Source organism: Roseburia hominis A2-183 (assembly GCF_000225345.1).
Taxonomy (GTDB): domain Bacteria; phylum Bacillota; class Clostridia; order Lachnospirales; family Lachnospiraceae; genus Roseburia; species Roseburia hominis.
In genome coordinates this window covers 46,809-71,255 of sequence record NC_015977.1, presented here as the reverse complement: position 1 = coordinate 71,255, position 24,447 = coordinate 46,809, and the positions used below count along the sequence as shown (strand labels likewise).

The 24,447-nt window shown below is 44.4% G+C and carries 23 protein-coding genes; 1 reads left to right on the top strand and 22 read right to left on the bottom strand.

Annotated features, from left to right (window positions below):
* Window positions 1-149 precede the first annotated feature (149 nt).
* The 22 genes from RHOM_RS00335 to RHOM_RS00230 all read right to left on the bottom strand — a co-directional run bounded on the left by RHOM_RS00335 (window position 150) and on the right by RHOM_RS00230 (window position 23,202).
* Entirely contained in the window at window positions 150-1,064 is a 915-nt protein-coding gene (locus RHOM_RS00335) for a lysozyme inhibitor LprI family protein (protein WP_014078283.1), read from the bottom strand.
* A 76-nt stretch (window positions 1,065-1,140) separates the two neighbouring features.
* Window positions 1,141-2,394, bottom strand: coding sequence for an erythromycin esterase family protein (locus RHOM_RS00330; RefSeq protein WP_014078282.1), 1,254 nt, complete (start codon window positions 2,392-2,394; stop codon window positions 1,141-1,143).
* Between the two features lie 51 nt (window positions 2,395-2,445).
* Window positions 2,446-2,805 (bottom strand): helix-turn-helix transcriptional regulator, encoded by a 360-nt coding sequence (locus RHOM_RS00325; protein WP_014078281.1) that lies wholly within the window; start codon window positions 2,803-2,805, stop codon window positions 2,446-2,448.
* A gap of 394 nt (window positions 2,806-3,199) precedes the next feature.
* On the bottom strand, window positions 3,200-3,868 hold the full coding sequence (locus tag RHOM_RS16415) for a helix-turn-helix domain-containing protein (protein ID WP_014078280.1): 669 nt from the start codon (window positions 3,866-3,868) through the stop codon (window positions 3,200-3,202).
* A gap of 188 nt (window positions 3,869-4,056) precedes the next feature.
* Window positions 4,057-4,917, bottom strand: a complete 861-nt coding sequence (locus RHOM_RS00310) for a hypothetical protein (RefSeq protein WP_014078279.1) — start codon at window positions 4,915-4,917, stop codon at window positions 4,057-4,059.
* An 11-nt stretch (window positions 4,918-4,928) separates the two neighbouring features.
* Window positions 4,929-5,771, bottom strand: coding sequence for a Cof-type HAD-IIB family hydrolase (locus RHOM_RS00305; protein WP_014078278.1), 843 nt, complete (start codon window positions 5,769-5,771; stop codon window positions 4,929-4,931).
* A 227-nt stretch (window positions 5,772-5,998) separates the two neighbouring features.
* Window positions 5,999-6,862, bottom strand: coding sequence for an AraC family transcriptional regulator (locus RHOM_RS00300; RefSeq protein ID WP_014078276.1), 864 nt, complete (start codon window positions 6,860-6,862; stop codon window positions 5,999-6,001).
* 8 nt (window positions 6,863-6,870) lie between these two features.
* The gene (locus RHOM_RS00295) at window positions 6,871-8,193 is read right to left on the bottom strand and encodes an MATE family efflux transporter (protein WP_014078275.1); all 1,323 of its coding nucleotides are present in this window, start codon (window positions 8,191-8,193) and stop codon (window positions 6,871-6,873) included.
* Between the two features lie 179 nt (window positions 8,194-8,372).
* A complete protein-coding gene (locus RHOM_RS00290) occupies window positions 8,373-8,984 on the bottom strand; it encodes a hypothetical protein (protein WP_143761622.1) in 612 nt (203 codons plus the stop codon).
* A 146-nt stretch (window positions 8,985-9,130) separates the two neighbouring features.
* On the bottom strand, window positions 9,131-9,568 hold the full coding sequence (locus RHOM_RS00285) for a GNAT family N-acetyltransferase (RefSeq protein WP_044024728.1): 438 nt from the start codon (window positions 9,566-9,568) through the stop codon (window positions 9,131-9,133).
* An 18-nt stretch (window positions 9,569-9,586) separates the two neighbouring features.
* A complete protein-coding gene (locus tag RHOM_RS17525; RefSeq protein ID WP_014078272.1) occupies window positions 9,587-9,745 on the bottom strand; it encodes a hypothetical protein in 159 nt (52 codons plus the stop codon).
* Between the two features lie 16 nt (window positions 9,746-9,761).
* On the bottom strand, window positions 9,762-10,523 hold the full coding sequence (locus tag RHOM_RS00280) for an ABC transporter ATP-binding protein (protein ID WP_014078271.1): 762 nt from the start codon (window positions 10,521-10,523) through the stop codon (window positions 9,762-9,764).
* Window positions 10,524-10,545: 22 nt separating this feature from the next.
* Entirely contained in the window at window positions 10,546-12,921 is a 2,376-nt protein-coding gene (locus RHOM_RS00275) for an ABC transporter permease (protein ID WP_014078270.1), read from the bottom strand.
* A gap of 131 nt (window positions 12,922-13,052) precedes the next feature.
* Window positions 13,053-14,141 (bottom strand): sensor histidine kinase, encoded by a 1,089-nt coding sequence (locus tag RHOM_RS00270; protein ID WP_014078269.1) that lies wholly within the window; start codon window positions 14,139-14,141, stop codon window positions 13,053-13,055.
* Window positions 14,128-14,796, bottom strand: a complete 669-nt coding sequence (locus RHOM_RS00265) for a response regulator transcription factor (protein ID WP_014078268.1) — start codon at window positions 14,794-14,796, stop codon at window positions 14,128-14,130. The genes RHOM_RS00270 and RHOM_RS00265 overlap by 14 nt, the downstream gene beginning before the upstream one ends.
* A 70-nt stretch (window positions 14,797-14,866) precedes the next feature.
* Window positions 14,867-16,258: an MATE family efflux transporter gene (locus RHOM_RS00260; RefSeq protein ID WP_014078267.1), complete on the bottom strand. Its 1,392-nt coding sequence runs from the start codon at window positions 16,256-16,258 to the stop codon at window positions 14,867-14,869.
* A gap of 123 nt (window positions 16,259-16,381) precedes the next feature.
* Window positions 16,382-17,293 carry a hypothetical protein gene (locus tag RHOM_RS00255; protein ID WP_014078266.1) on the bottom strand — a complete coding sequence of 304 codons (912 nt, stop codon included), beginning with the start codon at window positions 17,291-17,293 and terminating at the stop codon, window positions 16,382-16,384.
* A gap of 30 nt (window positions 17,294-17,323) precedes the next feature.
* Window positions 17,324-18,235 carry a DUF362 domain-containing protein gene (locus tag RHOM_RS00250; RefSeq protein WP_408639169.1) on the bottom strand — a complete coding sequence of 304 codons (912 nt, stop codon included), beginning with the start codon at window positions 18,233-18,235 and terminating at the stop codon, window positions 17,324-17,326.
* Between the two features lie 144 nt (window positions 18,236-18,379).
* Window positions 18,380-20,146, bottom strand: coding sequence for a glycoside hydrolase family 13 protein (locus RHOM_RS00245; protein WP_014078264.1), 1,767 nt, complete (start codon window positions 20,144-20,146; stop codon window positions 18,380-18,382).
* A gap of 7 nt (window positions 20,147-20,153) precedes the next feature.
* Window positions 20,154-20,999, bottom strand: a complete 846-nt coding sequence (locus RHOM_RS00240) for a sugar ABC transporter permease (RefSeq protein ID WP_014078263.1) — start codon at window positions 20,997-20,999, stop codon at window positions 20,154-20,156.
* Complete coding sequence (locus RHOM_RS00235) at window positions 20,992-21,885, bottom strand: carbohydrate ABC transporter permease (protein WP_014078262.1); 894 nt, start codon at window positions 21,883-21,885, stop codon at window positions 20,992-20,994. Before RHOM_RS00235 ends, RHOM_RS00240 begins: the two co-directional genes overlap by 8 nt.
* A 54-nt stretch (window positions 21,886-21,939) precedes the next feature.
* Window positions 21,940-23,202, bottom strand: a complete 1,263-nt coding sequence (locus RHOM_RS00230) for an extracellular solute-binding protein (protein ID WP_014078261.1) — start codon at window positions 23,200-23,202, stop codon at window positions 21,940-21,942.
* A gap of 201 nt (window positions 23,203-23,403) precedes the next feature.
* Between RHOM_RS00230 and RHOM_RS00225 the strand changes: the two genes are divergently transcribed.
* Window positions 23,404-24,423 carry a LacI family DNA-binding transcriptional regulator gene (locus tag RHOM_RS00225; protein ID WP_014078260.1) on the top strand — a complete coding sequence of 340 codons (1,020 nt, stop codon included), beginning with the start codon at window positions 23,404-23,406 and terminating at the stop codon, window positions 24,421-24,423.
* Window positions 24,424-24,447 lie beyond the last annotated feature (24 nt).

Below are 24,447 nucleotides of genomic sequence, written 5' to 3'. Positions count from 1 at the left end.
AAGCTCATAGCCAGACCGGTAATTAAAAAGGACAGGAATTTCTTCCTGCCGCGCTCCCCATATCATTCCATGTCTCTTGCCACGCTTTGACACTCTGCGGACACACCCGCGGAGCGCTCAAAGCCCAGATAGACACGGAGCATCACAAATCAAAAGGCAAAAGGAAATTCGAACTCTTCTCCTACAGAAAATGGAAATTCCCCGTATATTTCCGTAACTTTAAAACTTGCGCCATTCCATCCGTCGATTTTGATCATTCCTTTTACACTTCCGTCTTCTGATGTAAAGCTCAGTTCTCCATTTCCATGATCCACAAAGCTTCCTTCCATTTCCCCCTGTCTGTAAATAGAGATCACCGCTTCATCTTTTCCTTCCCAATTCTGTCTGATGATCAGGGAACTGTATATATCACCGGTTCCCTGATTATCTACAAAGGTTCCGTACTTTGCGGAAACTTCCGGCATAACAAAGTCTTCCTCTTTTATCTTCGCCAGCTCTCTTGCAAGAACATACGCCCTGTTTTTTGTAATTTCCTCCAGATAAGAGTCCTGTAAAAGCGGATACATACTACCATTTTCTTCTCTGGAACCAATATTTAATAAAGTCACTTCTTCTTTCAGATCTATCCAGTTTCTCTGCTCTGCCAGAAGATTCTCCTTCATCTGCCGGTCCGCTGAACTACTCAATCTGCCCCAAAGATTATTCAGTTCCGTATCCCATATCGTATAAAGCCATTGCGCGGCTACATTCATTTCGCCCTGCGTTTGTGCCGCCTCAGCTAATGGGGTATACTTTTGTGTAACCTTCTCCATATTCGTCAATTCTTCCTGCAGAGATGTGGAATCCGCTACTACATCGTCTACATCTTCCTTAATATTCTCAGAATAATCGCGGGTAAAGTCTATTTTCAGTCCATCCTCCAAATGAATCTCATCGTTTTCACTGTTCTCAGGTGTAGTTTGTTCTTCCATGCGGGAATTTTCGATTTCTGTATTCTCTTTACCACATCCGGTATAAATTCCCATGCTTAACACTAATACCAGCAGATAGATTGCTTTTTTCATATATTACCTCTCCCCATATTTTCTTTTCTTCATCCTGTGTTTCCATTCGCTCTGCAAACTGGAAGTTTTGCATACGTTATTCTTCTAATATTTTTGTAGGGTTCGCATCCGTTACAAATATCATACTATCATAAAGCACCGCAGGAGGTTGAAACATTCGATAACTTGGAGGAAGAAGTCGCATAATGATTGAGTAGCTTTCTCCAAGTGTTCCCATATAGGTGTATTCAGAAGCCTGCCTACCTAGTTCAGAATTTTCCGGGACTTTAGTAAAATCCAACCAACAAATATCAAATCCCGCCAGTTTTGCCGCCTTTGCTAAAGGGTCATGGGAATAAAACACCTGAATTGTACGCTTTTCAGGCGAACGGGTCGGCATATTGCAATGGGTTTTATAAAAATCGGTACCAATGACATAGTAACCATTTGCTGCGTCCTTGGAAAGAAGTTTACCCATCGAGTCAGAACTGCCCCATTTTGCGACATGGCTGTTGTGACCTGTCACAAAGATTTTTTCATGCCCATTTCGCTGCTCCTGCTGTAAAATCCACTGTACATTTTCTGCCATAAATTGATCTCTTAATGTAGCACCATCAGCATTTGTCAGAGTTTGAAGCTCGGAATGCTGCATTAAAATATCTACAAAGTGAATTGCATTTTCCGAACCGTTCTTGCTTTCCAATTCTTTCTTCACTTGCGTAAGGGTTTCAATTCGAGTAGATAAATCGCATTCACTGCTCCAGTTTTCACCTTCCACAAGTTTCTGCAAGTTTGTTGTGTCCACTTCCAGTTCTTTACAGGATTCTTTCAAAAACCTCATGCTGTAAGAAATCCTCTGCATATCAAAACCGTAAAAGCGAAGGTCTTCGCCTTCCAATGCACTTTCATTGTACTGGCGCATATAGGAGATAAGTTCTGCCATCTCTTCCGTTCTATAAATGGAAAATCCAATCGCTGCGGCTGCTTCCTGTGCTGTCCCCTCACCGCCGTGTATATATCGGTTTACCTGCTCGCAGCCGCCGTAGTCACCTTCAAGGGCAAACGCCCTAACACCATTATTTTTTACCATCTGCTTGAACACTTCCAGCTTCAACTGCTGAAATTCTGCATTTCCGTGAGTAGCTTCTCCCAATGCAATTATTTTTGCACTTTCAGGCACAGTTATATTTTCCACGGGTTCAGCATAAGCTAAAAACTCTTCTGGATTCACATTTTTTCCTGTGCCAAAACCTCCAAAACGCATAAATACAAGTGCCGCTAAAGCCATAACACCTAATAATCCAAAAACGATATATCTTATCTTAAATCTTCTTGTCTTCTTATTCTTCATATCTGATAGCCCTTTATAATGAATCAGTTGTCTTACATCCGTTTTCCACGCTTATTGTACTTCACGTAATAGTTCTTCTGCCGTAGTGTTGAACAATTTTGCAAGTGTAAGCAGATTGGAAGTGCTTGGGTCAGATGCTCCGGTCTCCCATTTAGAGACAGCCTGCCTGCTTACGCCGATAGATTCTGCAACAAACTCCTGCGTCATCTTACACTCTTCACGATGCTGCTTCAAAACCTCACCGAGAGATTTCTTGATGCTGGACTTTTCTTTTCTGACATTGCCTGATTTGACATATCTACTCAATGCTCTTATGAGGAAAATTCCCACAGTGATAAATGCCGCTATCACCGCCACCCCGATTAGCAGTACAATACCAAAAACAATAACTCCTAAAAAATCATATTTCACTTAATTACCTCCTTTCGTGACTTCATGATAGCGAAATTTCATGGTTGCTACCACCAACTATCACGATATTTCTTTGGTTGCGAACGGTTGCGGAACTAAAATAACACTTTTTTATGTAAAAGGCATATATGTAAATTAATAAAACAACAAATCCGGATTTTTAAACGGTTTTACCATACCATATCTGACTGGCTATTACAATAACTGCCCAGCCCCGCTTACTATACGCCACCTGTTGTCTAACAAAACATAACCGCGCGAAGCCGATGTCTGAGTCGGCATCTACCCTGTTTTCAATAGCAGATGCCGGCGAGTTCGGTTCGCGCGGTTTTATATTGTCTGTGAAACGGAGAGCCACCAGGGGCTCTCTTCCCATAGCCGCAGAGACGGCGCGCTAGTTCTGCTTCCTCCTGCGCTCCATACGTGTCTCTGCAACGTAAAGTACAAGATATGCCACCGCCGCATACAAAAGCGTGAGTACCATCACAGCAATATTCGGTCCGATGGCAGCTGGATCTGAAAGAGAATGAAGTAATGCCGGAACCATGATGACCATAACCACCAGACCGGCGGGCAGCACTGTTTTCCTTAAGAAATGAACCACCTCATATTTTGTCCGGCAGCCACTGAAAAGCACGCACGCCGCACAGATACATACTATAAGGATGATGGACGGGCAATCCACATACCACCCGATCTTCGCCTGCGACAAACCAAATGTCAGAAAGACTGCCACTGCGAGCAATGCGATTCCCACCAGCCCCTGCCATCTGCCTGCATTTTTATTATTCTGATTCTCCTGCATTAAATGTTTCATATTTTCTTCCGCCTTTCCAAGATATTCTTCGGAAGGAAGCTTCTCACCCGACAGAAGTTCGTTTACATTGATGTCCAGCACCTCACAGAGCGGCGACAGATATGCTATGTCCGGCATCCCGTTCCCGGTCTCCCACTTGGATACCGTCTTGTCACTGATGCCAATCTGTTCTGCCAGTTCTTTCTGCGTCAAACCTTTTTCCTTTCTCAATACTGCGATAAATGTTCCGATCCTCGTCTGATCCATATACTTCCTCCATTTTCCGAACAGGTCGCTGTCCACCGTTCCGAGGGACCTGTCATGCTTTTGTAAAGCTGCAGCTTTATAGCTACACCTTAGTTCACCGACCCGTAAAGTGCAATCCCTTCACCGTAGAATACGCTCTATAAAGCAAAGAAAGCCGCGTAGATTATCTCCCTGCGCGGCTTTTTCTCCTACTCCATATATTCCTGCACCAGCGTCTTATACTGCTGCACCTTATTGGCAATCCCGCCCTGATTGTAGCGGTCGACTTCCGCCGTCACCGTAATCTGCATCTTGCGGTCTTTTCCAAGCATCTTATTGCCGGAAAGATCCTGTGTGATCTCCGGCATAATCAGCGTAATCTGATATTCAATGCTTCGCAGAATCTGATTCTCATCGATCACATAGGTCGCCGTCATATCCTCGTAATGTGCCTGCTTGTGCTGCTGGACGGATAGCGCCGCCGTCTTCACGGCGTTCTCGTCTGCCCCGCTTTTTTCATAAAAAGCATAGGACTTCTCCACCTGTGCCACCTGATTCTCCCATGCCTCCTCTAAATATTCCTGCGTAAAAGAGCAGGTAATCTCCACAGCCCCGTCCTCTGTGACACGCTCCAGGTCTTCCACATCTGTCCCGTCGTAACCCAGATCTGTCACCATTTCATAATCAGGAATGACGGTGTTCTCCCGCTGCTGTGGCAGTATCTGCTCCCACTCACCACTCCAGTCAATGTAATGATACAGATTCCTCCCGTCACAGAACTGCTTTAAATAGAGTCTTGTCCCGTCCTCATCCGTCGTGTAGTGTTCGCTTATCCAGTCACCTGTCAGCATATCCGCCCAGGCATGCATCGTCTCTCCTCCGGCGCTTCCGTTCTGCTTCCAGCGATATTCATAGGAAAGCTGCAGATTGTCCACTTTTCCCAAATTCCACATGGCAACCTGAATCTCTCCGAGTTCTCCTCTTCCCGTACTGTTCTGACGCAGTGCGCCAAATATCAGCACACCGGCAAATACAACGACTGTCAGTATCCGCAGCTTTCTTTTTTCCATAGCACTATCCTCTATGCCAGCAATCCCAATGTTTCAAATGCCCGATAAATTCCATCGTCGTCGATGGACGATGTAACCATGTCCGCCCGTTCCTTGACTTCTTCTCGCGCGTTGCCCATCGCAATACCGATTCCTGCGTATTCCATCATCTGAAGATCATTCGGACCGTCTCCCACGGCAATGGAATCCTCTCTCGCAATGCCGGCCGCCTTCAGATATCGCTCCATGCCGGTTGCCTTATTGATTCCGTTGATGCCGATCTCGCCCGCATATTCTCCCATACCTTCCAGGCTGATCGCCACCGTGTCAAAGTAAGGCTCCAGATCTGCATGTACCTTCGCCACCGGAAACGGCGCATTATAATATAGAAGCTTTTCATTTCTCGGATTCTTCCAAGGCTCTTCTGTCAGATGCATATTTCCGGTCAGACGCACAAGGCGCTCCTCGCTCATCCCCATCTTTCGGTAGATCTCTAAGATTCCTTCACTGCTGCGGCGGTTCAACACCACACCGTCGTCCGCCTGATAGCAAAACAGGAATCCGTTGCCCTCCAGATAATCGTAAACGCTCTTCCTGTGCTCTTCATCAATATATGCGTGATAAATTTCCTTCCCATCGGCGATCACAAACACGCCTGCCGCGCCGACAATCCCGGAAAACCCAAGTTCCAGCAGCTCATCATAAATCTGGAAACGGCTTCTTCCCGTACAGACGACCATCTTGTGACCGTTCGCCTTCGCCCTGCGGACCGCCTCTTTGGTAGATTCCGGTATCTCTCCCCGGTCATTGACCATCGTGCCGTCCACATCCAGAAACACCACTTTTTTATGGTTATTTATCATTTCTGCGCTCATATTTTCCTGTCCTCTTCACGATTGCTTTTATGTACATGATATGTTGTTTTGGGGATGGAATCAAGCTATTTTAAACGTTATATGGAAAAAAAGTATCTTTATTTTTTCGACTCCCACCTTACCTGTCCTTCATATAGCCGCCGGATCGGCTGCTGTTCTTGCACCCGATCGTATATTTATCAATGATCGTGGCATCATAGAAACTCTGCTGTGCTTCCTGTATCAATTTATCTGCTATAATTATTTTTTCTATATTTCAGCGGTGATACCGCATATGCCTTCTGGAAACTTCTGATAAAATAGCTTACATTCTGATACCCGCTCTGCATGGCTACATCCGTAACCGGGATATCGGTGTCCTGTAACAGCTGCTTTGCATGCTCCAACCGCAGGTATGTTACATATTGTGACAGTGTAATATGAAAATGTTCCTTAAAATACCTCGATATATATTTTTCCGAGAGATGAAACTGTTCCCCAAATTCCCTCAGCGATATCTTTCCTGTAAAATTCTGCTGTATATAGGAAACCATCTCTTTTTCTACTGTATTTCTGCCACTTGTATCATTTTCTATTACAAATCCTTTCTTCCACATTTCAAGAATAAATTGTAAAAGAATTATTTTTGTCCTGACCTGTGTCGTTATTTTCGATTCACTTTCATCCTTTTTTGCCTCATATATCTCAATCAGCTGTTCACACAGTTCTTTTGCTGTATCCTTTACTCTTGGACATATCATCAAGTGACCGCTATTTAATGGTTCAAGCAATTTTTCATCTAACATGTCATCTGTACGAAAAGATATATACTTTAACGGAAATAGGAAGGTATAATAATCCACAGTACCGGTCTGTGATCCCATAAGATGCAGATTGCCCGGCGACACCACAAACGCATCTCCTGTTTTTCCAATATAGCTCTCTCCGGATATACTTACCGCCAGAAAACCGCTTCTTACATATATAATTTCAAATTCATCATGCCAATGTACCGGTATCTGAAATGAGCGCCCCGCATTCTCTATATGATATGTGCTAAATGGATCGTCCTTTGTGCCATGTGGTTTGTTTTCCTTCAATTCAAAGTACATATTCTCTCCTACAGTTCTACAAGACTCTTACTTTTCCATTTTCCGCTTTTCCATCTAAACACCATTCCAACAGCTCTCGCACACTCATCCGCTGCCATGGCAATATATGCTCCTACAGCCTGAAGTCCCATATGTATTCCAAGAAAATACGTTCCGCCAACTGCAAACAGGTACATAAATATCGCACCCATAATAACCGGGAAAATTGCATCTCCACTGGTTTTTAACGCCTGTCCATATACAAGATTTGTCACCCTTCCAAACTCAAGAAATATATCTACTATCAACAGCTTTACCACAAGATTTATCATTTGTGTGTCATCCGTAAATATATGAATGATAAAATGTCCGGACATTGCAAATGCCGCAGAGAAGCACGTTGCTGTTATAAGACCATATATCACAGCTTTTCGTGTCCCCCTGTCACATTCTTCAAACTCCTTTGCCCCAATTCTCCAGCCAGTCATAATAGCATTGGCCTGTGCAAGTGCAGCTCCTATACAGTACGAGAAATTTGCTATCTGCATAGTATACGAACGTGCTGTAACATTCATTCCGTCCGCATCCATCTGATTCATAAATCGTACTATCAGTGTCATTGCCACATTATAAAGCGCTGTTTCTAATGCAGAAGGAAAACCTATCTTAACGATCTGCGCAAGTATCTTCCGGGACGGAATTCGCTCCGGGCTCTGCTTTGCTTTTATAAGTACCGCGCCCATGCCTGCTACAATCAGTAGATTTACAACCCTTGAAATAACTGTGGCAGCGGCAACTCCCATTACTCCCCAGTTAAACACAAACAAAAATACCGAATTAAGTATTATATTAATGAGATTTCCAACAACCGTTCCTATCAGTGAGTGCTTTGTATATCCAAACACTCTCAGATAACTGGAATAAATAGGAATCAGTGCATTTAAAAAACATGCGCCTCCAACAATTTTAAGATATGTTTCCGCCGGTTCAAACAAAGCCGGGGCAATACTTACTATTCTAAGTATTCCACCAGAAAAAACAGCAAGAATAACAGACATCAGGATGCCCATCACTGCATTAAACATCAGTCCAAGCTGTCTGGCCTGATATGCAACTCCAGGTCTTCCCGCTCCGATATTTTGTGACATAACCGCTACCATACCTGATGATATTACGCCGAACATGATGATAAAAACGCCTATATATGTATTTGCTGTTCCAACAGCTCCCACAGCCTGGTCACTTACAGATGATAACATAAGTGTATCAACCATGCCTGAAAGCATATAAAATAAAGTCTCTACACATATTGGCACAAATAGCTGTGTCAATGTTTTTCTTTCAGCTGCCATATTTTCTCCTCAGATGCTCCTTAGATGCTAATATAATCTATATTATCAATAATACGATATATCTGCATATATTTCTTGTATAATATCATGCAAAAATTGCACTATTTCTACTATGCAGTCTGTGAGAAATCTACGGAGCGTCTGACACCGCCCTCAAACCTGCTGCTTTAACCTCTTCATCACAGTTTTTTCGTCACCAAATGTAATCTGCAATAATTTTCATCTTCAAAAATGACACCTTCATCCTGAAATCCATTGCTGATAAAAAAGTCCAAATCCCCATTTGGAAAGACGCCTTTTTCATCGGATATTGCAAGGATTCTTTTATATTCGCCCGCTAAATATTTTTCCAGTTTCATAAGGGGAGCACTTTTATAATCATAGGCTGCATCCGTCATGTATACACAAGTCAGAAACGCTATATCATCATCGTGTGGAATGTCGTATGGAATGACCTTCGCAGGCAGGTATTCCACACCGCCAACGAGCTCTCCCTTCCCGTTTTTATGAATAAAACCATAGATATCCAGCTCGTACTGTTTTAGAAATTCTATTTTCTTTTTACAATTTTCAGACGTTTTGTCCCCACAGCACTCACAGGCGATGTCGAACTTGTCTAAGGAGAGCGGCTCTATGATCCCTTTGGTAAAATTTCTGGATATTGTTGGTAAAAAAGGTTTCTCCTCCGGATATATTCCGTTTGCTGCCTGCTCCAGAAAAGACTTCCTGAGCGGACTATAGTATCTTTTTTTCTTATCCAGAACAATCAGTGTGGGAAAAAACATCTTCATTTCCCCCGCCAATAAATGATTGTTGGAAATGTCATATAGATTGATATCTATTTTATCCCGATATTCATTTAACAGCCGGATCATGTTGTCATTCAACGGACATTGATATGAAAAATAGTAAAAATCAAGTACCATACACCCCTCCATCATCTCTGATTATAGAAATTTTCCCACGTCATCACATACTCCTTTTCACTGGTAGCTTCATCCACCCCTTCACACCGGATCGCAAAGCCTTCCCGCTGATAAAAATGGATCGCCCGTGTGTTCTTTTGATACACATTTAAGCTTAGCTTTGCTTTTCTGTTTTTCACAAAATCCAGTAAAAGTTTTCCGATTCCCTGCGACCGCATATCATCAGAAACGAAAATACCCTCAATATATTCATCATTTAATCCGATGAATCCCTGTATCTGCCGGGCATCCTCATATACGTAAACCTCTGCCTGTCCCAACAGTTCCTTTACCAGTTCAAAGTTATCCCTCCAGTATTGAGCCGGAATAAAACAATGGGCGTTTAAATTACCCTCTAACCATATCTCGGCAACTCTGCCTGTGTATTCACTCTGTAATCTGCTGATCATCATAAATCCCTTTCCACGCTATTCCCCTAAAAGCCCTGCCCGCTCCAGATACCACGCCTGAAAACCGTCGAACGTCAATCGTTTGTCCAGATTTTCATTCGGTCTGGAAGCGGATTCGATAATCTCCCGGCAGTTCTTCGTTCTGCGCAGCATGTCATAGGTTAAGCGGTAACACACTTTTAAAAGGAATCTGCTACCATCCCAGATCCAGCAGCCAGTTATTCAGTCCTCTTTCCCGTTCCTTTTCGTCGGTAATATTTTTCAAATTGGTATACTCCCCTTTGATATTGCCGTCTACGATAAAGAGGACTCTGCCGCATTTTGCGGCAACTTTCGCATCATGCGTCACCATGACAATCGTTGTCCCCTCGCCGTTTAACTTCACAAGTTCATCCATAACCTCATTGGAGGATGTGCGGTTCAATGCACCTGTCGGCTCATCCGCAAACAACAGTCTGGGGCGGTTCATCATACTTCTGCATATACATGCCCGCTGAAGCTGTCCGCCGGACACCTCGTTCATATCATTATCTGCAATTTCGATAATTCCGAGCTTACGCATCAGCTGCTCGCCTCTTGCCTGCTTCTCTTCCCTGCTCTCCTTTGATTTCCTGCTTTCCACTGCCGGGAGCACGATGTTATCCAGAATCGTCAGATTCTTCATCATATACATCTGTTGAAAAATGAATCCCATTTCATCCAGACGGAGCTTTGCCAGATCTTTTTCTCCAAGCTTCGTCAGATCCTGCCCCTCAAAGAGCACCTGTCCGCTCGTTGCCCGGTCCATGCCCGAAATGGCATACAAAAGTGTAGATTTTCCGGAGCCGGACGGTCCCATGATCGCCACCATCTCCCCCTCATTTACCTCAAGATTTACATTTTTTAATACGTTATTCTGCCTTTTATCAATTACATATGTTTTGCAAAGATCCTTTGCACAAAGTAATGCTGCCATATGATGTTCCTCCATTTTATTTTTACTCTATATTTGCAGTATCGCTGCTCTTAATTGTCCGGATCTGCAATGCCGTGATTCCCGATGCCAGAAGCGTCATAAGGAAAATGATTCCCGGATACAACAGGAAAATCTTCCACGTGTTGATGACATAAGAAACCTCTACCGCCCCCATCATGCCAAAAATCGGATTTCCAATCAGATACGTTGCAGGAATGGAACAGATTCCCGCCAGAAATACCGCCGCAAGCGTGACTATGCCAAACCGGATCACATGCCATCTTATCACTCTGCTATTTGAAAAGCCAATCGCCTTTAAAATTGCAATCTGGCTTCTCTCATCTGCAAGAAATGACTGTTCCATCAGAATACACACCAGCAGCACCACAATGAGTGTAATTCCAAGCAGAAGATACTGTACGGATTCGATCGTTGACGCCGCTCCCATACAGTCATCACAGTATTCTGCGGCATTCATTACCTTATCATTATCAAAAAGCTGTTTTATCTTATCCTTGCGGATCTCAACCTCTTTTGCAGACGGATGATCGGTAAAGTTAATCTGATAGGACATCAGACTTGCAATATAGGAAAAATCCGTCGGTGCATCCTCATGAAGCCGTATCACGGCTCCAAGCTGATTCATACTCTGGAAGTATGCCACTACGATACAATCCAGCGTTTCGGTTCCAAAATCAATTGTTACCGTATCTCCCATTTTTGCCCCCGTCAGTTTTGAAATCGTCGGTGTGATCGCAATCTCGTTCCTGCTCTGTGGGACAATACCTTCCGTGTATTCATAATCTGACGCACCGACATCAATTCCCTGCTCGCAGACGATAGAATAATCGTTTCCATCCACACGCACCTTATATTTGTACTGCGCCTCCACACACATCTTTGCCGGCATTCCATTCGCTTCCAGCAGATTTTCCGTATCCCTGAGATAGTTCTCGACCCGCTCTAACCCGTCCGGATTCATACTGCTCATCGCTTCCGCCAGATCGGTATAATACAGATCACTCCGGGATCCGAATGTCGTGATACATGTGTCACTCCGCATTGTTGAGATGAGATTGACAAACACCAGCACAAACAGGGTACAGATAAAAAATGTAATCACAATCGTTGCATACCGCCGCGGCGCACTAAGCACATCATTGACTGCCAGAAACATACTCGTGCTTCCATGACTTTTCCCCAGCCGGACAGACGATTTTTTCTTGTAACGCTCCCCTGTCTGACCGGAGCGGATTGCATCGATAGGGGAAGACTTCTTCACCAGGCCGGTACACCGGAATGCAAAAAGAAGAATCACAACAATGACCAGAACCGCTCCAAGCACAGAAAGTCCAAAATGATTGTCCGCTCCAAGCACAATGTTGTTGCTGACTGACCGTAGCATCAGATTGGAAAACGGAATACTGAGCAAAAACCCCGCAACAGCTCCTGCCACTGCGAGCATCAGATATTTTGCCAGATACAGACTGCGAATCTTGAAGCTGCTGATTCCGATTGCCTTCATCACGCCGATTTCACGGAATTCCTCCGAAATCGTAAATGTAATGGAGAATTTCAGTACCACAAAGGATACCAGAATCAGACAGATACTAAGAACTAACATCGTGAATGCCACGATCATATCCAAGACATAACACATTTTTATCATGGAACGCGTTCCGGAAAACATAATCTCCGGAACCCCGGCTATCAGGGATGCAATATCAGACAATGAGGTATCATCTGCCAGATCAATGTAACAGATCTGTCCCTGATATCCATTGCGGATACTGTCATCGGAAAGCAGCTGCTCAATCTCCGCTTTGTTAAACAGAAAACGGCTGTTTCCCATCATGCTGGATCCGAGCAGCGCATCCTTTGCCATGCCGTCTAACGTCACAGAAAACGATACGCTATGATGCGTAATGGTAATCTGATCGCCCGGCTTCAGATGATTCTTTTCCATAAAATCTCCGGTTGCATAGGCATGTCCCGGTTCAATCTCCGTAATCTGCTCATTGTTTTTGTCAAAAAATTTGAGCCGGCTGTCTTCTACGGCCTGGTAGACCACCGAGTTCTTAGCCTCCAATTCTTTTCCGTCCACATCCTTGAGATTGGATTTGTCGCCCCAGACGACCGGCTCCGTGCGGTATTCTATGACCTTCTCCTCCGTACGCAGCATCTCATCCAGTGCCGCCCCGCTGTCCGTTCCCATAGAGATTACAACATAATCTCCGATGCCCGCCTTATCCAGATAAGAGTCGATTCCGTTCGTGACAGAAACGACATTGCTGATTCCGCTCGCCACAAACATTGTCGCCAGCAGAATAAAGGAAAGCATAACGGCATTCATCGCCTTTTTTCTTTTTAAGTCTTTCTTCAAAATACGAAAAAACATCTAATCCTCCTTGTTTTCCGAAGGAAAATGCGAACCCTCTGGTGAGCAGAGGATTTTCCTCCTTGTTTTCCTCACCTTTATTTGATGTACTCATCTTACAGGAGAATTTATTAAACAATCCTTAAATGTCGTTATGCCTTCCGCACAACTACCGTCGCACAGAAATCATCGTCTCTGATCTCTGCATACACTTCGCCATCCATCTTATGCATCAGCTGTCTGCTGATATACAGTCCAAGTCCGGAACCATTTCCCGCTTCTACATTACTTCCGCGGTAAAATGAATCAAATATATTCACAAGTTCCTCCTGTTTTAATGTACAGCCGGAATTTGTGACTGTAATCAGCCGGCAGTCCTCTTCCTCCGAAAAAGAAACAATAATCCTTTTCCCGTCTCCGTATTTCAATGCATTCTCCAAAAGATTCTGCATCACTTCGATCAATCGGTCTGCATCACCTTTTAGCAGACAGTCCGTATAGGGTTCCATCTCAAATACCGTATGCAGACTGCCGAATTTATCCATATAAAGTTTCCTGATTGCTTCTATCACATCTGACAGATACACTTCTGTCAGATTTACGGTCAGATAAAGGAAATCCTCCCTTGATGCAACGGTAATCTCATTCACGTATTTCTCAATATCTGTTACATTCTTCTCAATTCCCCGATATGCTTCCATACGTTTATCTTCCTCTGTATACAAACCTTCCGCCAAAGCCCTTGTGTACAGGCGGATGGCGGACAGCGGAGTGTTAATATCATGCGTCAGCGATAAAACCAGGGTCTTTTTCTCTTTTTGCAGCTCCAGTTCTTTCTTCCTGTTGCTCTCTAACGTATCCCGCAGCATATCCATTCCCCAGAGGAACCTGCCGAAGAACCTGCTTTTCTCTGCCTTGATTGGCGTAGAAAGGTTTCCTTTTGCCAGTTCCTCCGTCAGATTCTGCATATTCTGAAACGGTCTTATCACTTTCTCTCCAACGTAACATACGAAAAAAACAGACAACAAAAACATGATTCCCAGGACGATATCCATGAAAATCCATGTTCCGTAGTCTGTTTGTGTGTAAATAATTTTATAGATGGTATCTGTTTTTTCCTGCGCTCTCTCAATACGCGGTTCCCGGGTCACTGCTGCCATATAATAGAACACATTCGCCGCCATGATGAAAAAAAGTTCTATGCCAAGAACCCCCGCCGCCAATTTTTTATAATGCTTCATACCGGTATCCTGTCCCCCAGACCGTAATAATATGTTTTGGATTTTTCGGATCCTGCTCGATTTTCTCCCGCAGCCATTTGATATGGACAGTAAGCGTCTGCATCTCAGACTCACTGTCGCTGCCCCAGATACGGTTGAACAGATATTCCTTCTTCAACGTGGTTCCCCTGTTTTCTATCAAAAGCTTTAACAGCTGAAACTCTTTTTCTGTGACATTAACCGGCATGCCATCGACCGTAAGTGTCTGTGTAACACTGTTTAACCGCAGATGGTCGCAGACGATTTCATCCAGTGCATATTTCCGCTTAAAAATCCCGTTGATCTTCGCAAGCAGAATATCAATATCGTAGGGTTTGCTGATATAGTCGTCCGCGCCTATCTGCAACCCCTTTAATGTGCTCTCCTTATCCGTTCTGGCACTGGCAATCAGGATGTGCGTATTCGAGTTCTCCCGGATCCTTGCGCAGACAGAAAAACCGTCCACTCCCGGCAGACCGATGTCGAGCACCAGCAGATTAGCACCGTACCGTTCAAAAATATCAAGCGCCTTTTCTCCCGTGTCTGCAAGGCTGACCGTATAATTTTCTTTTCTGAGGAAATCACATAAAAGCGTACCTATTTCCCTGTTATCTTCTACAATAATAATATCCGGCATAAATCCTGTCTCACCTGCTCCCGTTATTTTTCACTGCTTTTCTGCGCGGATTTCTTCTCCGCCCGGGCAGCTACACCATCTGCACCAGCCATACATTGCTCCGCACCATGCGGTATCCGATCGCCACCTTAATCAGCTCGGTCGCCTGCACCAGAAAGTACACGCTCACAATGCCAAGTCCTGTAAAACGTGCCAGTACAAACGCGGCCGGCACGACAACGATCCACGTGAAAACAGAGTCAAACAGGAACGTAACCATCGTCTTTCCGCCCGATCGCAGCGTAAAGTACGACGCATGGCTGAATGAACAGAACGGCATGATCATCGCCGATACGGCGATGAAGCTTGTCGCAAGCGCCTTGATCTCCTCCGTTGTATTGTAGATCTGTGGGAAAAATCCTCCGACCACCAGCATAAGACCTGCCACGATCACGCAGCAGAACACACTGAACACGATCATCTTGTTGTCTGCGTCCTTTGCTTCTTCCAGCTCGCCGGCGCCCAGATACTGTCCGACCACGATACTGATGCAGGAACCAAGCTGCAGATAGATGATGTTGAACAGGTTTGTGATTGTCGTCGCGATATTCAGTCCTGCCACAACCTCCAGTCCGCGGACGGAATAGCACTGTGTGACCGCTGTCATACCCGCCGCCCACAGAACCTCGTTGAGCATCAGCGGAAATCCCTTCACGATAATCGCCTTCAATTCCTCTCCCGGAATGCCAAATCCGGTATAGGCGCCCTTTAAATACAGGTTCTGTCCGGTATGGCTGTGCGCCCAGACAATAATGATGAACGCCTCAATGTAGCGTGCAATCACCGTCGCAAGCGCGGCGCCGGCAACACCAAGCTCCGGGAACGGTCCGATTCCGAAGATCAGAAGATAATCTAACAGCGCATTGCTTCCCACAGCGACAAAGCTCGCAACCATCGGCACCATCGTCTGTCCCGTCTCCTTGATATTCGTCGCATACGCCTGGTTGACCGCAAACGGAACCAGTCCCACTACCATGATCCCAAGATACTGCAGTCCATACCCAAGCGCCACATCCGTCGCCCCGTCTCCGGCGGTATCCGTCAGATAAAGCGAGATCAGATTGTCCCCGCATGTTAGAAACAGCAGAATGGTAAGCCCCGTCACAAGCAGCGCCGCATATAGCTTAAAGCGGAAGGAATACATATGTCCCTTGTGATTCCTCTTGCCGTAATACTGCGCCCCGAAAATACTGGCTGCCGAAACCGCGCCGAAAATCGCCAGATTGTATACAAAAATGAGCTGGTTCACGATGGCAACCCCGGACATCTGCTCCGTGCCGAGCTGTCCCACCATGATGTTATCCAGAAAGCTGACGAGATTCGTGATCGCATTCTGTACAATCATGGGCAGCGCCAGATATAAATATCTTTTATAAAACGCCCGGTCTCCGATATATTTTTCCTTAAATTCTGCTAACTTCATACGTTCTTTTCCTTCTATAAGATCTCTTTTGTGTTTATCTGATCATCTTAACATCTTCCCGCAAAAAAAGCACTGTTTTTTTGAAAAACAGTGCCATTTCCCGTCTGCCGCCATTGCTGCCACTCAGAACAGATCCAGCATATTGTCCAGATAAATTTTTTCCCTGACATGCAGCTGATACCCGGGTTTCGTCATATAGTAGAGAAGGAACTCCAGAATCAGCGCACTGCCAAGTCCCCGCCCCTCGATCTTGAACTGGGAAAATCCCATGGGCAGGTAGACATTTTTTATGGCGTCCGTACCGATAAATCCCGGATTAGCCATCGCTTTGGAAAACAGATAGCCGCCCTCTGCATCCGGAGCCGCGCAGTGATGCTCCCCGCCGCTTTCTCCGAGATTTTTGCGACTGACGGCTTCGTAACAGCGCTTCCTGTCCCTGCAGCCAAACCAGCAGCATTCATTGCACAGAAATTCCACTTTGTCCCTCTGCCATCCGGTCAGCGTATCCCATTGCGCAAACGCCTTATTCAGCCGGAAATCCGGCACGACATAGCGGAAATCCTCCCGGTCGATCTCCCCGCGAAGATCCTCAAAATCCGTCAGAACCTTGGTGGTCGAGGAGACAAAATAGAACCCCGGATACTGCTGCTTCAAATACGCTAACAACAGATCCGAGTGAACGATCACACCGTTTCTTTGATCCCCACCTTCCTCAAACAGGGCACACAGGTCATTACATTTCCGGTCCGAGAGATGCTCCTCCCGCAGCAGAGAGTTGCTGAACGTCAGCCGGGCAGAAATTCCGTACTCCCGCAGCAACGCCAGAATCTCCGCGGAGTCGTGATCTCCGAACCCGACGCGGCCTCCGCCCCAGAGACAGTCCGCCGGTGCACCATAGATCGATCCGATGTCGCACCAGTCGTAAAAATATTCCCTGTGCTCATAGAACAGCGGCAGAAACACGCGATACAATTCATAAAATTCAAACAGCCCCGGAAGGTGATAGTATGCGGTATCTTTTTTTAATGAAGCCATATCTGCCTCGTCACCTCGCTGATTCCCGGTCTAGGCAACCGTGATCAGTTCGTACTCGCGGGTTCCGAAACCTAAGGCTGCGGCCGCCTCGATGGTGTGTACGCCATGTCTGGATTCGATTCGCTCGAGCAGATGATCTCTGCCCGGATCGTCACTCGCATAGACCAGATCAAGACATGCCTGATCAATTGCAATCGGATCTGTCGAAATCAGGATACCCATATCCTCCATGCACGGATCCTCCGCCACTGCACAGCAGTCACAGTCAACCGACATATTTTTCATGACATTGACGTAAACTGCATTCCCCTTAAAGTAATCGACAACGGAAGATGCCGCATCCGCCATAGACTCCAGGAAAGAGTCGTGGTCTGCCGTCCAGATATCTTCCGGCTTTCCTGCACCATGAATATATGCCTTGCCGGCGGAAGATGCAATGCCGATCGAAAGCTGTTTGAGCGCTCCGCCGTATCCTCCCATCGGATGTCCCTTGAAATGGGAGAGAACCAGAAGCGAATCATAATCCGCAAGGTCTTTTCCTACAAAGTTCTTCTGAATGACTTTGCCGTTCGGGATCGCAAGCTCCAGATCCGGTCCCTCCGCATCCAGAAGATCGACTTTAAAGTACCGGCTCCATCCATGTGCCTCCAGCGTCTTTTTGTGCTTGGCGGTTGTATTACGCTCGCCTTCGTATGCAGTGTTGCATTCCACAACGGTACCGCCAACGTAATCAATGACCGGCTTCCAGAATTCCGGTTTTAAAAAATTCTGGTTCCCCGCCTCACCGGAGTGAAGCTTGATCGCCACTTTGCCGTCCAGCTTCTTCCCGAGAAGCTGATACATCTCTAATACCTTCTCCGGGCTGATTTCTTTTGAAAAGTATACTTTTGCTTTTTCACTCATATACAGAATCCAGCCTTTCTCCTGACTCGATTTCAACATCGCTGTTTGGAACGTATTTCTATCCGTTACTTCTATTCCCCATTTGTCTTTCATGTATTCTTTTCCAAAGTATAGCACACGTATGTAAAGATGTCTCTTATCTTTTTTAAAGAACGATACTATTTATAGAAATATCTTTTGTTTTTACAAAACAGCCAAAAGTTTTCCCTCATAGGAAGAAAGAATTATCTTTTTTTTCTGCAACTGCGGAACTTCCACTGATGTCAGTGTCACACTGCCGGTGCCGGTATTTAAAAATATCAGGACTTTGTCGTCCCCAAAACTACGCGAAAATACATATGCTCCTGTAATATCATTGCAGTAAATTGTCCGGTAATTGCCCTTGCGTAACGCCACATGCTCTTTTCGGAGTACAATCCAGCAGCTGAACTTCTCTGCCAGATTTCCCTGTAATCTGTTGTTTTCTATCTGCTGCTCCATTACTGCCTGCCAGTCCATGGCTGCCCGATACTCCAGCTCTTTCATTCCCTCGATATACACTTCATCCCCATAGAATACCGATGGCACGCCCACCCCCATAAAGAGATAGAAAAATGCCAGCTCCATTCTCTTTCTATTTCCATTGCAATAGCTTAAAAATCTCGGAATATCATGGGAATCCAGAAAATTCATCTGTGCCAGACTCACCTGCCATGGGTAGCGGTAAATCATCTGCTGCATCTGGGCATCAAATTCACTGACCGAAAGTTCTCCCTTTCCAAAAAAATCCCGGCACAGATAAGAAAAAGTATAATTCATCGTAGAATCAAACTGGTCTCCCTGAAGCCAGATGCCTGCTTCTTCCCAGATTTCGCCTATTAGAAATAAATCCTCTTTTACTGCTCTCACCGCATGACGGAAGGTTCTCCAGAATTCATGATTGATTTCATTTGCCACATCCAAGCGCCAGCCGTCAATGTCTGCTTCCCGAATCCAGTAAGTTCCAACATTGCAAAGGTACTCCACCACTTCAGGATTTCCGGTATTAAGCTTTGGCATTTCCTTTACATAGGCAAACGCCTCATAATCCGGCGGATCAGCGTACTGTATCGTTTCCGGCAGATAATAAAACCAGTTATAATATCTTGATGCTTTTCCCTTCTGCCGCACATCCCGGAATGCAAAGAAATCTGCTCCACAATGATTAAATACACCATCTAAAATAACACGGATTCCTCTCTTGTGGCACTGCTGCACCAGTTCTTTTAAATCCACTTTATTTCCAAGACAGGGGTCGATTTCAAAATAATCAATGGTATCATATTTATGATAAGACGCCGCTTCAAAAATCGGATTCAGATAAATGCAGTTAATTCCAAGCTTTTCGATATAGTCAAGGTTTTCACAAATTCCTTTCAGTGTACCACCCAGATGATTCTTGCAAATCCGGTCCGGTAAAATTTTTCCATTGCTGTCGCTTTTTTCATCCGGCAAAAGCATATGCCTTGTCGCTTTTTCCTTCAGTTCCCGTCTGTCATTTGCAAAACTGTCCGGGAAAATATGATACATAACAATGTCTTCTGCCCACTCCGGGATATCTAAAATATCCTCTCTTCGAATATATGGAAACTGAAAATATTCTGCCCTGCCACAGGACAGTTTCTCTGCAAATCCTCTTCCATAATAATAAAGGCTTTCTGTATCGTCCTCTAACCGGAAATAATAGCATACCCTGGTATACGGAGATGTAATCTTAACTTCATAATAATCATAAAGCATATCGGATGCCACATGTTCCATTTCACTTTGTTTCACCGGAAGTGGCTCTTCCATCGCCACCCGGTCTCCCCAATACAGCACGCACCGTTTTAAATCGTCCTTTTTACAACGGATTCTTATTACCAGCCGGTCTTCTTTTTCTGCAAAGGCAAATTGTGACAGTGGAATATGCAAAATTGCTTCTTTTTCCATTTTATTTCTATCCTTTCACACCACCTGCAGTAAGACCGGATACCATATACTTTTGTATACAGAAGAAAATAATCAGCACTGGAACAGATACCAGGATAGCGGCTGCGGAAAACATTCCCCAGCTTCTGGTGTAATCGCTGGACTGTAACTGATATAATCCACCTGCCAGTGTATAACTGTTTTCATTCAGTAGAAATGTTGTGGAAAACAGATATTCATTCCATACAAAAATAAGTACCATCACAGAAGTTACAATGATTGCCGGACGAGCCAGCGGCATTACTACCTTCCACAGCAGCTGGAAATCCGATGCACCGTCAATTTTCGATGCTTCTTCAATTTCTACCGGAATGGTATCAAAATACCCCTTCATATTCCAGATAGAGAAGATGCACATGCTTCCCGCATAAATAATCACCAGTCCCAGTTTCGTGTCCAGCATATTCATCTGTTTTAAAAGACGGAATAATGCAAACATGGACAGGATCTGTGGGAATGCATTTAAGAGAAGCAGTAATTTTAAAATGCCATTTCTTCCTTTAAAACGGTATCTTGAAAATGCATAAGATGACACCACGGCAAATCCGATAGCAATGACCATTGTAAAGAAGCTTAATACGGCAGAGTTATAAAACCACCGCAAAAACGGCTTCTGCGTCAGTATATTTTTATAATTATCCAGTGTAAATTCCTTTGGAAACAAAGATAATCCAGAGGACAATGCTCCACTTCCCCTTTCAAAGGAAAGATTCAACGCATATAAAATCGGCACCAGTGCCAGCAGACACAGTATAATATAAAAAATATGTAATCCGCTACGCTGTAAAATCTGTTTTCTCTTTTTCTTAGTCATAATTTTTCTCCTTTACCCCTCGATTGGTAAACAGCGAAAATACCATGATGAGGAAAAAGATAATCATGGATACCGCAGAGGACAGCCCATAGTTATTTGAAACAAACGCATTCTGCTGTGCATAGGTAATTACGGTTTGTAAGGTTGCTCCTGAATATGCTCCCTTCTGCATCGTAAGAAGATATACGATATCAAACTGCTTAAATGTGGTAAATGTCGTCATAATAACCGCCGGTGCAATAATTCCTTTCATTGCCGGAACGGTAATATGGATGTTCTTTGACCAGAAACCTGCTCCATCCAGTTCTGCGCTTTCATAATAGCTGCGGTCAATGCTGGACAGTGCACCGTCTATCATCATAATCATAAACGGCAATGCCATCCACAGGTTTAAGGTCATACAGGAGAGAAATGCCGGCACATTGGTGGAAAGGAAATTTACCTTTCCAAAGCCAAGTGCCACCAGAATCTTATTCAGAAGACCAAACTCTGTGTTATAAATGCCTACTCTCCACAAAAGAATGGACACATATGCAGGCATTGCCCACGGAAACATCAAAAGGGTCTTGTATACACGTTTTCCCTTGAAATCTTCTCCTTGAAATCCCAATGCAATAAAATATGCCACAACTACCTGTATCACCATATTTAATGCGGTCCAAAGTAATGTTGTAAACAGTGCTCCAAGGAAACCGGAGTCTGCCTTTAATAATGCCCTGCTATAGTTGGATAGTCCGATAAATTCATAATTTGACCAGTGAAAAAGATTCATATTGGTCAGTGATATATAACCCGTATAAATAATTGGGAATACAATAACCATTCCAATCAATATCAGCGCCGGCATACTGTAAAGCCATGGTGTTAATTTCCGTTTGATCTTCATATACACACTTCTCTTCCTGATTTTCCTCTTTATTGCTTCTAAATAAACTCCTTCTTACTGCATATCAGCAATGGCATCCAATGCCTCCTGCTGATAAGTTTCTGCTGCAGTGTCAATATCTTCCCCGGATTTGTTGACTGCCGCCAAAAATGCTTCTGCCGGTCCCCACATAACGCTCATCTGAGGAATGTTTGGCATAGGCTGTGCAGTTTCTGCAGTTGCTTTCATTGCCATAATCATCTCATTTGCAGCAACATCTGCATCATCATATGCTTTGCTGTTTGCCGGTGCACAGTTTGATTTATTCGCCAGTGCAATACCTACTTCCGGGCTTGCAATTGTCTCTAATGCTTTTGCAATTGCTTCTTTCTTATTTTCTGCTGCATATTTTAAGACACCAATGCTCTGTACACCAGAATATGGTGCCAGTCCGTTTCCATTCGGAAGTTTAAAATCCGCTAAGGATTTAATACCAAGGTCAATGCCCGCCGCCTTGATTCCGGATACCAGCCATGGTCCACCGATGATTGCTGCTGCCTGACCTTCATTGAATAATGCAGTTACTGTGTTGTAATCTCCATCTGCCTCCAATGCTGCAAATTTCTGATTGTACGCGATAGCATCCTTGGTTTCCTTTGTATTTAATCCAGGATCTGCATCCTTATCAATAATATATCCACCAAAACCATTGATCACCGGTGCCACATTGTATGCGGTAGAATGCTGATTTACCAGTGCATAAGTTCCTGCATCCACATCGGTATGTGCTACCATATAATCATACAGTTCATCTGTTGTTTCCGGCACATCACCTTCCCATCTTGCCTTATTATACATAAAGAGCAATGTCTCATAATAAACCGGCAGCAGGTACTGGGTATCCTTATAATTACCTGCTTCTACGGTCATCGGTAATAAATCTGCCATTACATCCTCACTGATAACATCCGTAATCGGAGCTAAAATTCCCATTTCTGCAAATGTTCCCAATGAATCATGTGCATAAAGATACATATCCGGTCCGTTGGATTCATCATTTCCATATAACTGAAGCTGGTCGGTCAGACCACTCTTCTTTTCAAAGGTAACCTTGATATTATCCTCTGCCAGTTTCTCATTCGCACAATCTGCAATGGTCTGCATGATATTCTCATCCCCATCATGCCAGATTTTTACTTCTGTCATTTCATCCCCTGCATCATTTCCAAGTACTTCTGTAGTCTGTCCTTCGTCTTTTCCTGCATCTTTTCCACAACCGGATAATGCGCCGATTGTCATTGCGGTACAGAGCAACAGACTCAACACCCTTTTCTTCATAAAAATACCTCCGTTTTCCGGTTTCTTTAGGAAACCGTTTTCTTTATTTTCTTTTTTTCATGCAATTTGTTCCTCTTGCTAAGTCTATATCTATCACTTCTTCCCATTGTTTACAATGTTTATTTGTCAAAAATGATTGACTTTGTTAGGAAACCGCTATATTGTATTTGTAAATTTATACATTTTTTTAGGAGGTATTTTATGTCTGTTACCATCAATGATGTTGCCAATGAAGCCGGTGTTTCCAAATCCACTGTTTCTAAAGTTTTAAATCACTGGACCACCATATCCCCAGCCACTGTGGAAAAGGTTCATGCAGCAATTGAAAAGCTTCATTATACCCCTAACTCCCGGGCTGTAAACTTTGCAAAAGGTGCTACTTCCAATATTGTCTATCTTACCAATCTGGAGAAAGATACTGCTTATCGGAATCCGCATATGTTTGACATTATGTGCGGCGTACACCATACCTTGTCCGAAAACAACTATTCCCTAACGCTTGTCAACACTTCTGAAGAGCACTATCCCGGAGAAAAAGTCAGCGAAGTTATCACAAGCCGTTCCTCCGATGGTCTTATCATCCACGGCTCTGCCATTAATAAAGAAATTGCAAATCTTATTCTGGATGCAGGCTTTCCACACATTATCATTGGACATCCGAGTTTTGAAAGCTGCTTATGCTGGGTAGATACCAACCACGCCCTTGCCGGTGAATATGCCGCTGCCCACATGATAGCCTGTGGTTATACAGATGTTGCCTTTATCGGAGAGCGCAAAACCGATTATATTTCTGCCCAGCGTCAAAAAGGATTTATGGCAGGCATGTTAGACAGAGGCTTTCACATTCCGGCTGCCCGTATCGGAAATACCGATTCCAGTTGGCAGCACACTTATTCTGTTACTTCTGATATGCTGACACAGCCTGTACCGCCTCGCGCTATTGTATGTGAAAATAACACCCTCGCATTAGGTGTCATCCAGGCAGTCAAAGACCGGCAGCTTTCCATCCCGGATGACATTGCCATACTTACCTTTGACGTCTACCCATATTCCAGCATCATCGACCCACAGCTTACCATTGTAGATATCAATGTCTATGATACCGGTGTGCAGGCAGGCTCCATGATGATCCGTAAGCTTCAGAACCCGGAGCTTCTCATCCAAAGCTATACAACGCTTCCTGTTATCATCCAGGGAGAAAGCACCAGACCACTGACATAAAAAAAGTGCCCTCGACACTCTCAA

Bases quoted from the DNA above. Each gene is read 5' to 3' on its own strand.
- RHOM_RS00280 (WP_014078271.1), bottom strand. From the start codon at position 10,523: ATGGCAGCATTACTTTGTGCAAAGGATCTTTGCAAAACATATGTAATT.
- RHOM_RS00300 (WP_014078276.1), bottom strand. From the start codon at position 6,862: ATGTACTTTGAATTGAAGGAAAACAAACCACATGGCACAAAGGACGAT.
- RHOM_RS00270 (WP_014078269.1), bottom strand. From the start codon at position 14,141: ATGAAGCATTATAAAAAATTGGCGGCGGGGGTTCTTGGCATAGAACTT.
- RHOM_RS00255 (WP_014078266.1), bottom strand. From the start codon at position 17,293: ATGGCTTCATTAAAAAAAGATACCGCATACTATCACCTTCCGGGGCTG.
- RHOM_RS00245 (WP_014078264.1), bottom strand. From the start codon at position 20,146: ATGGAAAAAGAAGCAATTTTGCATATTCCACTGTCACAATTTGCCTTT.
- RHOM_RS00275 (WP_014078270.1), bottom strand. From the start codon at position 12,921: ATGTTTTTTCGTATTTTGAAGAAAGACTTAAAAAGAAAAAAGGCGATG.
- RHOM_RS00285 (WP_044024728.1), bottom strand. From the start codon at position 9,568: ATGATCAGCAGATTACAGAGTGAATACACAGGCAGAGTTGCCGAGATA.
- RHOM_RS00250 (WP_408639169.1), bottom strand. From the start codon at position 18,235: ATGTTGAAATCGAGTCAGGAGAAAGGCTGGATTCTGTATATGAGTGAA.
- RHOM_RS00225 (WP_014078260.1), top strand. From the start codon at position 23,404: ATGTCTGTTACCATCAATGATGTTGCCAATGAAGCCGGTGTTTCCAAA.
- RHOM_RS16415 (WP_014078280.1), bottom strand. From the start codon at position 3,868: ATGGATCAGACGAGGATCGGAACATTTATCGCAGTATTGAGAAAGGAA.
- RHOM_RS00335 (WP_014078283.1), bottom strand. From the start codon at position 1,064: ATGAAAAAAGCAATCTATCTGCTGGTATTAGTGTTAAGCATGGGAATT.
- RHOM_RS00330 (WP_014078282.1), bottom strand. From the start codon at position 2,394: ATGAAGAATAAGAAGACAAGAAGATTTAAGATAAGATATATCGTTTTT.
- RHOM_RS00235 (WP_014078262.1), bottom strand. From the start codon at position 21,885: ATGAAGATCAAACGGAAATTAACACCATGGCTTTACAGTATGCCGGCG.
- RHOM_RS00240 (WP_014078263.1), bottom strand. From the start codon at position 20,999: ATGACTAAGAAAAAGAGAAAACAGATTTTACAGCGTAGCGGATTACAT.
- RHOM_RS00290 (WP_143761622.1), bottom strand. From the start codon at position 8,984: ATGAAGATGTTTTTTCCCACACTGATTGTTCTGGATAAGAAAAAAAGA.
- RHOM_RS00265 (WP_014078268.1), bottom strand. From the start codon at position 14,796: ATGCCGGATATTATTATTGTAGAAGATAACAGGGAAATAGGTACGCTT.
- RHOM_RS00230 (WP_014078261.1), bottom strand. From the start codon at position 23,202: ATGAAGAAAAGGGTGTTGAGTCTGTTGCTCTGTACCGCAATGACAATC.
- RHOM_RS00305 (WP_014078278.1), bottom strand. From the start codon at position 5,771: ATGAGCGCAGAAATGATAAATAACCATAAAAAAGTGGTGTTTCTGGAT.
- RHOM_RS00260 (WP_014078267.1), bottom strand. From the start codon at position 16,258: ATGAAGTTAGCAGAATTTAAGGAAAAATATATCGGAGACCGGGCGTTT.
- RHOM_RS00295 (WP_014078275.1), bottom strand. From the start codon at position 8,193: ATGGCAGCTGAAAGAAAAACATTGACACAGCTATTTGTGCCAATATGT.
- RHOM_RS00310 (WP_014078279.1), bottom strand. From the start codon at position 4,917: ATGGAAAAAAGAAAGCTGCGGATACTGACAGTCGTTGTATTTGCCGGT.